The organism is Gilliamella sp. X-60 (assembly GCF_057063585.1).
In genome coordinates this window covers 15,011-28,461 of sequence record NZ_JBXSQJ010000004.1, presented here as the reverse complement: position 1 = coordinate 28,461, position 13,451 = coordinate 15,011, and the positions used below count along the sequence as shown (strand labels likewise).

The 13,451-nt window shown below is 33.1% G+C and carries 8 protein-coding genes; 2 read left to right on the top strand and 6 right to left on the bottom strand.

Annotated features, from left to right (window positions below):
• Positions 1-32: 32 nt before the first annotated feature.
• The gene (locus ACYIAM_RS03270; RefSeq protein WP_483747227.1) at positions 33-1,496 is read left to right on the top strand and encodes a DASS family sodium-coupled anion symporter; all 1,464 of its coding nucleotides are present in this window, start codon (positions 33-35) and stop codon (positions 1,494-1,496) included.
• A gap of 81 nt (positions 1,497-1,577) precedes the next feature.
• Here the strand turns inward: ACYIAM_RS03270 and ACYIAM_RS03265 are convergent, their stop codons facing one another.
• From ACYIAM_RS03265 to ACYIAM_RS03250, 4 genes are all read right to left on the bottom strand, one after another.
• Complete coding sequence (locus ACYIAM_RS03265; RefSeq protein ID WP_483747226.1) at positions 1,578-3,101, bottom strand: Ppx/GppA phosphatase family protein; 1,524 nt, start codon at positions 3,099-3,101, stop codon at positions 1,578-1,580.
• Position 3,102: 1 nt separating this feature from the next.
• Complete coding sequence (gene ppk1, locus ACYIAM_RS03260; RefSeq protein WP_483747225.1) at positions 3,103-5,169, bottom strand: polyphosphate kinase 1; 2,067 nt, start codon at positions 5,167-5,169, stop codon at positions 3,103-3,105.
• A 110-nt stretch (positions 5,170-5,279) separates the two neighbouring features.
• Entirely contained in the window at positions 5,280-6,692 is a 1,413-nt protein-coding gene (gene pykF / locus ACYIAM_RS03255; RefSeq protein WP_483747224.1) for a pyruvate kinase PykF, read from the bottom strand.
• A 346-nt stretch (positions 6,693-7,038) separates the two neighbouring features.
• Positions 7,039-7,458: an META domain-containing protein gene (locus ACYIAM_RS03250; RefSeq protein WP_483747223.1), complete on the bottom strand. Its 420-nt coding sequence runs from the start codon at positions 7,456-7,458 to the stop codon at positions 7,039-7,041.
• A 76-nt stretch (positions 7,459-7,534) separates the two neighbouring features.
• Here ACYIAM_RS03250 and hrpA point away from each other — a divergent pair, with 76 nt between their 5' ends.
• Positions 7,535-11,410 carry an ATP-dependent RNA helicase HrpA gene (gene hrpA, locus ACYIAM_RS03245; RefSeq protein ID WP_483747222.1) on the top strand — a complete coding sequence of 1,292 codons (3,876 nt, stop codon included), beginning with the start codon at positions 7,535-7,537 and terminating at the stop codon, positions 11,408-11,410.
• Positions 11,411-11,480: 70 nt separating this feature from the next.
• Here hrpA and ACYIAM_RS03240 read toward each other — a convergent pair whose 3' ends face one another.
• Positions 11,481-12,524, bottom strand: a complete 1,044-nt coding sequence (locus ACYIAM_RS03240) for a YdgH/BhsA/McbA-like domain containing protein (protein WP_174797406.1) — start codon at positions 12,522-12,524, stop codon at positions 11,481-11,483.
• Positions 12,525-12,574: 50 nt separating this feature from the next.
• Entirely contained in the window at positions 12,575-13,288 is a 714-nt protein-coding gene (locus ACYIAM_RS03235; RefSeq protein ID WP_483747221.1) for a helix-turn-helix domain-containing protein, read from the bottom strand.
• Between the last annotated feature and the right edge of the window lie 163 nt (positions 13,289-13,451).

Sequence of the window (13,451 nt, the reverse complement as noted above, 5' to 3'; positions counted from 1 at the left end):
TAAATACTATTTAAATTAAAAAGGAAGATACTATGAATATAGTAAAAAAACCGCCAGTAAAATGGCTTCCACTCATAATTATTGCGGCAATCTCAACAATACTCTGGTTGTTTGTAACACCGCCAACTGGTATTAGTCAAGAAGGTTGGCAAACCAGTATTATTTTTGTTGCAACAATCGCCTGTATTGTGACAGAAATAATGCCTATTGGCGCAATTGGTCTATTTGCGATCACGATTTTTGCTGTATTAAGACCTTCTGGTGCTACAACTGCAGCTGAATCTATAAAAATTTCGTTAAGCGAATTAAATAGCAGCCTTATTTGGCTGATTGTTATTGCTTTTATGATTGCTAGGGGCTTTATCAAAACAGGATTAAGTAAACGCATTGCTTATTATCTTGTTAAGATTTTGGGTAAAAATACATTGGGATTAGCTTATGGTTTATCTGTCACTGATATCGCGTTGGCGCCAGCTATTCCAAGTACCACAGCTCGAGCTGGAGGTGTCATATATCCAATAGCAGAAGCTTTAGCCATCAATTTTAACTCTAACCCAAAAGATGAATCAAGAAATCGCATTGGTACATTTTTAATGTTAACGATTAGTCATGTGAATGATATCACCTCTGCAATGTTCTTAACAGCATTTACTGGAAACTTATTAGCTGCTAAATTAGTTACAACATCACTAGGTATTACATTAGGCTGGGGACAATGGTTTATTGCAGCAATTGTGCCATGTTTAGTTTCATTTATTGTGATCCCTCTGGTTATTTATTTCTTAACTAATCCAGAACTAAAAAAAACACCAGAAGCACCAAAGTTAGCTGATGAAGAATTAACAAAAATGGGACCAATAACCATTAACGAAATTGTTATGGGAGGAACTGTACTGCTATTATTAGTATTTTGGATTTTTGGTAAAAACTTTGGTATAGATTCAACGACTACAGCCTTTATTGGTTTGACTATATTGATCTTAACCGGAGTATTAAGCTGGGATGATATAAAAGGTGAAAAAGCTGCTTGGGACACATTAATTTGGTTTGCGGCATTATTAATGATGGCGGGCCAAGTGAATAAACTTGGCGTAACAAAATGGCTGGGCGATACAATAGGTAGTGCGGTGCAAGGTCATTTAGGTGAAAGCAGTTGGATATTTGTAATAATCGTTTTATGTGTTGCTTATGTTTATTTACATTACTTCTTTGCCAGTGGAAACGCGCATATTGCTGCATTATTTCCAGTTTTCTTATCGATTGCTATTGCGCTTGGCGTACCAACTTTGATTGCCATTTTTGCTTTAGTCATTTGTACTAATTATTTTGGGTCAATAACACAGTTTGCAAATGCTAGAAATCCACTATTATTTGCTGAGGGGTTTGTTCCTGTAAAAACTTGGTGGAAAGTTGGTTTTATTTGTAGTGTTGTAAATCTGCTCATTATATTTACTATCGGTATTTTATGGTGGAAGGTTATTGGCCTTGGTCAATAATAATTAAAAAACTATCTTACAAACTATTGTATATACCGCCACATTGATTGGCGGTATTTATCTGTATATCAATTTTTATTGCTAGCAAATTACAATTGATAGTTTCCAATCGTCAATCACTTCCCAATATTTTTGTTCTTGGGCTAAATCAAGTAATATCAGTTTATTATTTTCAACAAATTCTTTATTAATTTCTAAAGTGATTTTGGCTAGTTTATTTTCTAATAATTTTAATTGAAATGCCTGTAAATCAATATCGGTATTCCGTTGATTATTTATGAGGATAGACAATCTTAGAATTTGCATTAATGATATTATATGTTTGTAGTCAAACAGGCTAAAATAAGATAGTTCATCAATATTGATCGATTTTCTATGGTAGCGAACAAGGGTAGATAAAAGTAATTGTTGTTCTTCATTGAATCCTGGCAGATTACTATTTTGCAAAATATAACTTGAATGTTTATGAATTGAAGAAAAGTTAATCTTTAAACCTACCTCATGGAGCTGAGCTGCCCAGTATAAAATAGATTCAAGATTGGGGGGAATAGTAATCGGTGCTTGCTTTTGCCATTGTGAAAATAAATATTTTGCAGTTTTAACAACTTGTTTTGCATGGCGTTGATCTATGTTGTAATGTTCTGAAAGTGATTGTGCGGTGTTTTTTCTAATATCTTGGTAATTAGGTCTATCAATCAACTCATAAAATACCCCCTCTCGTAATGCGCATGGGCTAAATTGTAAAGTCTGTAAACCCAGCGCACTAAAAATACCACTAAATATAGCTAACCCGCTGACAAACACTTTTTTTCTTTCTTTGGACAAAGAGGGGTAATTAATATCGTTAAAGGTTTTAAATTCCAAAACATAACTAATTAAATCATCGAGCCTTTTAGGAGTGATAATGCCATCACTGACACCAAGATCTAACAAGATATGATAAATAGACTTAATGGTTCCAGACGTACCAAATGCAGCTGTGATATTCATTTTTTTAAGTCTACTGATCATGCTCTCTATTTGCTGTGCAGCGGCAAGTTTTGCTTGTTGAAATGATACTGCATCAATCGTCTGTTCATAAAAAAACTGTTTGGTATAAGTTACACATCCCATGGGACGACTAGCAACAATTAAAGGGGTTAAATCATTCCCTCTACCTATCGCAATTTCAGTAGATCCACCACCGATATCTATCACAAGTTTTGTATCGGTTGGTGATGTTGATTCTGCTGTCATGGTGCCTAAATAAATAAGACGAGCCTCTTCTTGGCCCGAAATAATTTCAATAGGGAAGGGAAACACTTTAGCCGCCGCCATTAAAAATTTATGTCTATTTTTGGCCACCCTTAAAGTATGTGTTGCGACAACACGAATATGTTCGGGAGGAAATCCATTTAATCGTTCGGCAAACAGCGCAAGGCACTCTACGCCTCGCATAATACTTGATTCAGTGAGTTCGTTATTGGCTTTAAGCCCTGTTGCGAGATGAATATTTATTTTATTTTTATAAATGATCTGTACGACACCATTAATGATACGAGCAATCACCATATGAAAACTATTTGAACCAAGATCAACTACCGCATATTCATTAAATCTATTCATGTTAGAGTCCTTTTTCAAAAGATTCTGACTGCTTCAAATAATCATAAATGGCATACTGGGCTCTGATTTTTTTCTTATTACCTCTTTGTACGTAATTGTTGGCTGCATCTTTATCAATAATACGAGCTTTTACATTATCGTTGCATTGTATATCAAATATATTGTGGATAGTTAACTTTATTATTGGATCGAAGATTTTCACGCCTACTTCAATCCGATTATCAATATTACGAGGCATCCAGTCGGCAGAGGAGATATAAGTATCTTTTTTCCCATCATTTTCAAAAATATAAACACGAGCATGCTCTAAGAACTGATCAACAATACTTGTAACAGTAATATTTTCACTTAAATTCGGAATCTGAGGTATTAATACACAAGTTCCTCTTACAACCATTCTAACTTTTACCCCAGCACAAGATGCACGATACAATTGATCTATCATATCTTTATCAGTTATTGCATTAAGTTTTAAATAAATGCCTGCTACTTTACCAGCTTTGGCGTTACTTATTTCTCGTTCGATAAATTCATAAAATCGTAATCGTGTATTTTGTGGTGAAACAAGCAAATGGTTAAATGATACGGGTTTAAATGGATTTTCAATAAAATTAAATACTTTTTTGACTTCTTCAGTAATAGCAGGATCTGCTGTTAATAGTGAGAAGTCTGTATAAATGCGTGCAGTTCTTTCATTAAAGTTACCTGAACCAATATGGGCATAGCGAACTATTTCATCGTTTTCTTTACGATCGATCAAAAACAATTTCGCATGAATCTTGAGTTTTGGTTGTGAATAAATAACTTTAATACCACTGCTAATTAATCGTTTGGCCCATTTTATGTTTGCTTCTTCGTCAAACCGTGCTTGTAATTCGACGACAACAGTGACTTTTTTACCATTATTGGCCGCATTAATTGCAGCGTGAATAAAGCGCGAGTCTTTGGCTACTCGGTAAATATTCATTCGAATATGCGTAACAGATGGATCAAATGAAGCTTGCCTCATGATTTCTAAAACATGGCCAAAAGAGTAATAGGGGTAATAAAGTAAAACATCTCGATCTTTAATTGTATCAAACGAATTTCGAAATTGCTTAAATCGAGTGTAACTTAAGTTTGGTATTTTCTTATTTAATAAATTCTTTTGCCCAAGTTCAGGAAATTTAACAAGATCTTTAAAATTGGGATAGCGTCCACCAGGCATTGCGTCTTGTTCGGTTAACCGTAACTTATTAATCAACAATTCAAATAATGCTTTTGGCATATCTTTTTGATAAGTAAATCGTACTGGCTGTGCTGTTAAGCGTTGTTTTAAACCTTGAGACATAAGTTCAAGTAAACTATCTAATTCAGTATTCAACTCATATTCTGCATCTCGATTAATATTAATTGAATACGCATTTAATTCTTTGGCATCAAAAAACACTTTAAAAATATCTGATAAACAATATCGTAATATGTTGTCTAAAAAGATGATGCACTTATTTTTAGTTGAAACCTCTGACGGTAACAGTACAAAACGAGAAACATTATCAGTCGGGAGTTCTAGTAATGCATAACTGATATTATCCTCGCAAACTATTTCTACAGCCAAATAGGCATGATCATCTTTTAAAAATTGAATCAATTCTGTATGGCTATCAAGCAAAATAGGGGTAATATATTGCCTCAGATTTTGTTTATAATAATTCTTAATCCAATTTTCTTGATAAGCCGAAAGTTGTCTTTCGTTAATCAAAAAGATTTGATTTCTGGCCATTTCTAACAATAATTCATTATAAAGTTGATCAAACTGTAATTCCAATTGAATAACCTTTTGATTTACTTGTCGTAATAGATTTTTAGCATTAGATGAAGAATGCACTTGTTCTTGTTCAATAAGCACATATTTTTTTAAATTAGCAAACTGGACTTTATAAAATTCATCAAGATTACTGGAGTATATGCCTAAAAAACGTACTCTTTCGATAAGCGGATTGCTTTTATCTGCAGCCTCTTGTAAAACCCTCTGATTGAAAGATAACCAGCTGAGCTCTTTAGGTAAATATACTTTTTCTTCAATCATTATAGTTTTTCAAATTTTAGTAAAAAGATTCTATACAGAATAACTTAAGTAAAAAAAAAAGCTAGCAGATAGCTAGCTTTTTTATTTTATATCGATTAAAAATTTAAGATTTAAATACGGTGAACCGAAGTTGTGTTAGTGGTTCCACTTGGTACTAAAGCACCAGACACCATCACAATAATATCGCCTTGTTGTAAACCACATACTTTTACCGCCATCTCTTTACCTAAACGATAAAAATCATCAGTTGAATTGATTGAATCAATTAAAATTGGTTCTACACCTTTAGTAACAGCTAATTGATTAACTGTTTTTTGACTTGATGAAAGCGCTAAAATGCGGGCTCTTGGAAAATAATGACGAACCTCTCGAGCGGATTTACCACTACGTGTTGCAACAACGATTAATGGTGCATTTAAACGTTCAGCAATTTCCACAGCACCACAACAAACAGCCGCGGTTATACTTAATTTTTCTTCTTTAGTTGTTAGTTCTAAAGAAGCAGGTATAGTACCATCTGTACGTTTACAGATAGTCGCCATGACATTGACTGTTTCTAGTGGATATTTACCTTTAGCACTTTCGCCTGAAAGCATAACAGCATCGGTACCATCAATAATTGCATTTGCCACATCGCCAGCTTCAGCTCGAGTAGGGCGCGGATTTTTGATCATTGAATCGAGCATTTGTGTTGCGGTTATAACTGGTTTAGAGGCTTTATTACATTTTTTGATCATCATTTTTTGAGCAAAAATAACTTCTTCAACGGCAATTTCAACACCTAAGTCACCGCGTGCAACCATAATACCGTCTGAAGCCTCAAGAATTTCATCAAAGTTATCTAAACCTTCTTGATTTTCAATTTTAGAGATAATTTTTATATCTTCGCCACCATGCGCTTTTAAGTGAGCGCGAATGTCTTCAACATCAGAACGTTTACGAATAAATGATGCTGCAATAAAATCAACCCCTTGTTCACAACCAAAAATAAGGTCGTTTTTATCTTTTTCTGCGAGTGCTGGTAATTTAATTGAAACGCCCGGTAAATTGATACCTTTATTTTCACCAAGCTCTCCGTTGTTTAAAACCGTACAGATAACTTCATTACCTTTGATTTCTATCACGTCCATTGCAATTAAACCATCATCAACAAGTACACGATTACCTGGTTTCAGATCATGCGCAAAGCCATCATATGTAACTGCTACTCGTTCACTATTTCCAACAACATTCTTGTCTGTTGTAAAAGTAAATGTTTGACCAGCAATAAGTGATACATCATTACCACCTTCTAATTTAATGGTGCGGATTTCTGGCCCTTTGGTATCTAGCATGATCGCCGCTTTTAATCCAGTTTCTTGCATGACTTCTCGTAAGTTCTTAATACGGTTGCCATGTTCTTCATAATCACCATGAGAAAAGTTTAAACGCATAACATTCATGCCTGCGTTTAACAATTTTGCTAACATCTCTTTTGATTCAGATTTGGGTCCGATAGTACAAACAATTTTAGTCTTTTTCATAATAATATCTACTTTGTAATTTATTTAATGTTAATGTTTTGATTCTATTTAAAAACTCGATAAATCAACGTTATGCAAAAAAAAACCAATGGCAGAGCATTGGTAGGGTTGGTTAAAAGGCTTCTATGTAGCTTTAAATAGCCACAAAAATCACATAAAGCATTTGAAGAGTATGATAATTTCATCAATAAGTTAAATCCTTTAAAAATTACCCTTATTATATTCTTAACAGTATTTTAAATAAAGTTTTTTATCCTAAATAAATTTTTTTGTTTATAAAATAATTCAATAACAACATTCATAAATATATTTTTGCTAAAACGCGCACAAAAATAAAAAGCTTGAACTACATTAAATCTTTAAGTTGGTAAATGAGTTCATTTTTGTTGTTTTTCAAAGTTAATTGATTATTGGTTAAACTGATTTTTGCACCGTCAGTAATTAATTGTTGAATAACATGATCTAATTGATTTAATTGATCATCATTACAAAGCATTTTGGTCATTGCAACACCTGTACCTTTAATGAGGTTTTTATCTAAAATAACTTGACCTGAAAACTGGTTACACATTTTGCCTGTGATAGTCATTTTTTCACTGAATATAAGTTCAGCTTGCTCATCTAAAGAGATGTCCTGACCATTTGCATTAATTAATACGAAACGGTGATGCATAAGATCAGTATCTTGTATCTTACTCGATTCATAGCATCCAGACATAACTAGAGCAACAGTAAATAGCGAAATTAGCAATAATGTTTTTTTCATATGAACTCCTAATGACAGGTTAAATTTGCTATAATTAAACCTAATTATGACGTTAATTAAAAATATCTGACTCTCTATGTTATCTCAAAACCAATTAAAAGACCTTGATTCAATGACTTTCTTAGATAAGCACAAAATAATAAAATTTGCCCAGAAAAGTCAAACTATAACTAATATAGATTCAGCCATACAAAATGCTAAGTTACATTACCAAGCTAGAATAGATTCATTACCAAAGAGCATTGATTTTCCTGATAATTTACCTGTCGTTGAAAAAAAACAAACAATTTATGACGCAATTAAGAATCATCAAGTGGTCATAATCGCAGGTGAAACAGGTTCAGGAAAAACCACGCAAATTCCTAAAATCTGTCTAGAGTTGGGCTTAGGCGTAAAGGGATTTATAGGTCATACCCAACCAAGGCGGTTAGCCGCGCGTTCAGTGGCTAATCGTATTGCTGATGAGTTGAAAACAGAAATAGGTCAATTAGTTGGTTTCAAAGTCAGATTTTCTGATCATGTTAGTGAAACAACACTGATTAAATTAATGACTGATGGTATATTGCTTGCTGAAATTCAAAAAGATAAACTTTTATTACAATACGATACTATTATTATTGACGAAGCTCATGAACGTAGCTTAAACATTGATTTTATTTTAGGTTACCTTAAGCAATTATTACCTAAACGTCCAGACTTGAAGGTCATAATAACATCGGCAACGATTGATGTGGAGCGTTTTTCTAAACATTTCAATCAAGCACCGATTATTGAAGTATCTGGTCGCACCTATCCTGTTGAAGTTAGATATCGTCCTTCAATATTAGATGACGATGATAATTGCAACGATAAAAATAGTGATTTTCAATCCATCATAGATGCGATTGATGAACTTTCAGCTGAAAGCCATGGTGATATACTTATTTTTCTAACTGGTGAAAGAGAAATTAGAGATCTTGCCGATACACTTAATAAATTGGATCTTCGTCATACTGATATCTTACCATTATATGCAAGGCTATCAGCATCAGAACAAAATCGGATTTTCCAGTCGCACACTAAAAGGCGAATAATTCTAGCAACAAATGTGGCAGAAACATCGTTGACGGTGCCTGGAATTAAATATGTTATCGATACGGGTTTAGCTAGGATTAGTCGCTATAGTTATCGCACTAAAGTTCAACGTTTACCGATTGAACCGATATCTCAAGCCTCAGCCAACCAACGAAAAGGGCGCTGTGGACGAACCTCAGATGGAATCTGCATCCGGTTATATGATGAACAAGATTTTTTATCTCGTCCTGAATTTACCGATCCTGAAATTTTACGTACAAATTTAGCATCGGTGATATTACAGATGACCTCGTTAGGTTTAGGCGACATTGCAGCATTTCCTTTTGTTGAAGCGCCTGATGCAAAATATATTCGTGATGGCATTCGATTGTTAGAAGAACTTGGTGCAATATTTATTAAACATTATCGATATCATTTAACTGAAATAGGACGAATTTTAGCGCAATTACCCATCGATCCAAGATTGGCGAGAATGCTGGTTGAAGCAAGGCGATTGGGTTGTGCTAAAGAAGTGATGATAATTACTGCAGCTTTGTCTATCCAAGATCCTAGAGAAAGACCTTTTGATAAACAGCAAGCTTCGGATGAAAAACATCGTCGTTTTGTTGATAAGGAATCTGACTTTATATCTTTAATTAATTTATGGAATTATATTAAAGAACAACAAAATATATTATCCGGAAATCAATTTAGACGATTGTGTCAGAAAGAATTTTTAAACTACCTTCGGATTCGAGAATGGCAAGATGTTTATACACAAATTAGACAAACCATTAAACAATTAGCATTCCCTATAAATAGTAAAGCGGCAGATTATAATTCATTACATATTTCATTACTAAGCGGTTTATTATCCCATATCGGAATGAAAGAACTTGAAAAGCATGAGTATATTGGGGCACGAAATATTAAATTTGCAATTTTTCCTAATTCGGCACTTTTCAAAAATCAACCTAAATGGTGTATCGCTAGTGAACTAATTGAAACTAGCCGGCTATGGGGAAGAACAGCGGCTAAAATTGAAGCTGAATGGATTGAGCCCATAGCAAAACATTTGGTGAAATATAGTTATAACGAACCAAGGTGGACCAAAAAACAGGGTACAACTATTGCAAATGAAAAAGTGACATTATTTGGTTTACCTATTGTTGCTAGCCGAATAGTGAATTATAGTAAAATCGATCCTGTATTAAGTCGTTCTCTATTTATTCGTCATGCCTTGGTTGAAGGTGATTGGTTTACCAACCATCAGTTTTATAAAAAAAATAAAAAATTAATTAATGAGATTGAAGATCTTGAGCATAAATCTCGTCGGCAAGATATTTTAATAGATGATGATGAACTTTTTGATTTTTATGATAAGCGAATAGATAAATCAGTCGTGTCATCTAAACATTTTGATGCTTGGTGGAAACAAAAACAAAAATCAGATCCTGACTTTCTTAATGTTGAGAAAGAGATGTTGATCAAACAATCGGCACAACTGGTAAATTTAAATGACTTTCCTGATTTTTGGAATCAAGATAATTTGAAATTAGCACTGAGTTATCAATTTGATATCGGACACAAAAGTGACGGTGTCACAATAAAAATACCTCTTAATCTATTAAACCAAATCAAAAATAGGGGATTTGATTGGCAAGTACCTGGTTTTAGAAAAGATTTAATTATTGCATTAATTAAATCTTTACCTAAATCACTGCGCCGAAATTTTGTTCCAGCACCAAACTATGCTGATGCATTTTTGAGTAGAGGCATTTCAACGGATCAACCTTTACTTGAAAGTTTAGAAACTGAATTTCACAAAATGACAGGTGTAAAAATTACCTCCGAAGATTGGCAATTGGATCAAATTCCAGACTATTTGAAAATGACTTTTAGCATTGTTGATAGTAACAATAAAGAAATTGCTGCAAGTAAAGATCTGGTTTTACTAAAAGAACAACTCAAAAATGAACTTCAACAAGCATTGTCATCTTTAACAATTAAGAAAAAGGTTCAAATTGAACAAAATAATTTAACTGAGTGGAATTTCGGCTCTCTGCCTAGTATCTATGAAGAAAATCATAAAAATTATACGATTAAAGCTTATCCTGCAATCATTGATAATCAACATTCTGTAAGCATTAAGTTAGTCGATAATCAAGATGAGCAACAAAGACTTACAAAACTAGGGCTAAGACGCCTACTTATGCTCAATATACCATCGCCAATCAAGTATTTGCACGAAAAGTTACCGAATAAATCTAAATTAGGCTTATACTTCAATGCTTTTGGTACAGTACTGAGTTTAATTGATGATTGCATTGCTTGTGGTGTTGACTATTTGATTGAAAAAAATGGTAAAGTCATTCAAAGCCAAGATGATTATGAGGCATTATTGGATTATACTAAAAGTCATATTAATGATGTTGTGGTTAATATTGCCAAAGAAGTTGAGTCCATTTTGACTTTATTTTACAACATCAGTAAAAAGTTAAAGGGTCGTATTGATATATCATTAGCTTTTGCTTTATCTGATATAAAAAAGCAAATGGATCATCTTATTTATAAAGGTTTTGTTGCAAAATCGGGTTATAAACGACTGCCAGATATCAATCGTTATTTATTGGCGATTGAAAAAAGAATTGAAAAACTAATGTTGAATTTCACTAAAGATAGGCAATCGATGAACATAATTGAAGAGGTTGAAATTCTATATAAAAAATGGGTTAATAGTTTATCGGAAAATTCAAAATCACAAGAAAAAGTAACAAATATCCGTTGGATGATTGAAGAACTTAGAGTAAATCTATTTGCACAGCAGTTAGGTACTGCATATCCAATTTCAGCAAAACGTATTAAGCAACAAATCGACAAAGTAAAATCTGAGTTGTAACAGTTAATTGAATGAAGATATTTGTTCGATAAAAAATAGGGCGTTTATGCGCCCAATTATCTATATAAGTTTATCGATAAAGATCGACAAAAACTGTTATATTCGGGCCATTTGAATCATGAGCTACTCTAGCAATATGATAATACTTAGCACCGGCATCAATAGCTCGTTTACCTGCCTGATAAGAAATTTCCTGATCGGTAACATAATAACCTCTGAATTTAATTGTATCAAATGCCACCATTTTAGCTGCAGTTGCATCATTTAATTCTTGAATTTTTCGCCCGTCTGAAAGAGTGACAGTGTAACGATTAACACGTTGAGGTTCAGTCGCAACCGTGGTAACTTCAGATGCATGGATACTGGTTGCTGCAGAAGTTTTCGTTTTATTAGTAGGTTCATTAATAACTTTTACTTTATTATTAAATTTATCCGCATAAAATTTTTCATTAAACGCTGATGGAGAATAATATCCTGTTTTTTCAACTTGCATTGCGGCATCACCACCTTTAGCTAGGGCTTGTTGACCAGCTTCAGAATCATAAGGAATTGCATTTTCTGGTTGTAGTTTACGTTCAGGTGCATCCTTCTTAAATAAATAGGCGGCAACTTGTATATTACTACCTAATTCAGAACGTGAATCAATATAAAAGGCGTAAGCACCTTTTGCTGATGCTTCTTTAGCAATTGCTTGGTTCACATCATATTCATTAGGGAAATAACCACGAATACGCACAATATTGAAAGGCTCTAAACGTATGGCTTTAGATTTGGGATATTCATATACACCCTCGAATTTGCGGAAACTTTCTATTTGTTGTTCAGTTTGAGGTGCATCAGATTTATATAATCTAGCGTAGACAATGCGTAAAGTATCATTAGAAGGGCTGATATTGGTAGTTGTTATAAAAAAAGATGCGGCACCTTCTTTATCTGCCGCTTTTGACATAGCCAAAACATAGTCATTATCAGTATAAAACGCTCCACGGATAGTTATGCTTTTAAATGATTGCAAATCTTTAGCTTGTTGCTCGGTTAGTTGTTGGGCAGCAAACGAAGAAAGAGGGGCGAGAGCCAAAGTTGCTACAATAAATGTTTTCTTTAAACTTGTCATATATTAAGACCTTACAATATAGTATTGCGATTATTTTAACATAAATAAATCTAGTTGCCTAAATCTATTAAAGCATTTAAGTTTTTAATAAATATATATTTTCCTCTAGCTGATAAAATATTTTGCTCCTGAAATTTTGATAAATTTCTACTAACTGTTTCAATCGTTAGGCCTAAATAGTTAGCAATATCAGCTCGACTCATCATCAGTTTAATATTTAATGAAGAATGTCCTCTTTTTTCATAACGTTGATAAAGCGAATATATGAATGTTGCTAATCGCTCATCCGCTTTTTTTTGTGAATAGCATAATACTAATTTTTGATAATTATAAATATCAGAACTCAGTAAATTAAATACCATGTCTCTAATGTTTTTTTGATTATCAACAAGTGACATTAATTCATCATAACGAAGCTCACAAACCTGCGTATTGCCAAGCGCTTGGATAGTATTATTATATACTTTTGTCGAAATTGAATCTAAACCAACAATATCACCAGGTAAGTAAAAACCATTAATTTGTTGATGATTATCTGCCGTTGTAACAAAGGTTTTAAATGCACCTGCATGAATAATATAAAATTTGGTAAATGGTGTATTAGCTTTAACTACAATTTCGTCTTTGCTATAAGATACTTTGCGATTTAAAATGCTATCTATCTTATTGTTGAGCATCATGGGAATACAAAGAGAGCCTATACTACATAATTCACATGGAACAGAATAACTTTTTGAACGTAGTGTCTTAAAAATATTTTGCATATTAACCAAAAGAAATAATCATAATTCATTAGATTATCATATTTTATAATAAAACAACAATTGCTCACTAATAAATAATATTTTTATTATATTAATTAGTTTGTAATAATGCACGTTATTTAACATAATATACATTACGCGCACCAAGATAAACGTACGTGAA

Bases quoted from the DNA above. Each gene is read 5' to 3' on its own strand.
- ACYIAM_RS03270 (WP_483747227.1), top strand. From the start codon at position 33: ATGAATATAGTAAAAAAACCGCCAGTAAAATGGCTTCCACTCATAATT.
- ACYIAM_RS03265 (WP_483747226.1), bottom strand. From the start codon at position 3,101: ATGAATAGATTTAATGAATATGCGGTAGTTGATCTTGGTTCAAATAGT.
- ppk1 (WP_483747225.1), bottom strand. From the start codon at position 5,169: ATGATTGAAGAAAAAGTATATTTACCTAAAGAGCTCAGCTGGTTATCT.
- pykF (WP_483747224.1), bottom strand. From the start codon at position 6,692: ATGAAAAAGACTAAAATTGTTTGTACTATCGGACCCAAATCTGAATCA.
- ACYIAM_RS03250 (WP_483747223.1), bottom strand. From the start codon at position 7,458: ATGAAAAAAACATTATTGCTAATTTCGCTATTTACTGTTGCTCTAGTT.
- hrpA (WP_483747222.1), top strand. From the start codon at position 7,535: ATGTTATCTCAAAACCAATTAAAAGACCTTGATTCAATGACTTTCTTA.
- ACYIAM_RS03240 (WP_174797406.1), bottom strand. From the start codon at position 12,524: ATGACAAGTTTAAAGAAAACATTTATTGTAGCAACTTTGGCTCTCGCC.
- ACYIAM_RS03235 (WP_483747221.1), bottom strand. From the start codon at position 13,288: ATGCAAAATATTTTTAAGACACTACGTTCAAAAAGTTATTCTGTTCCA.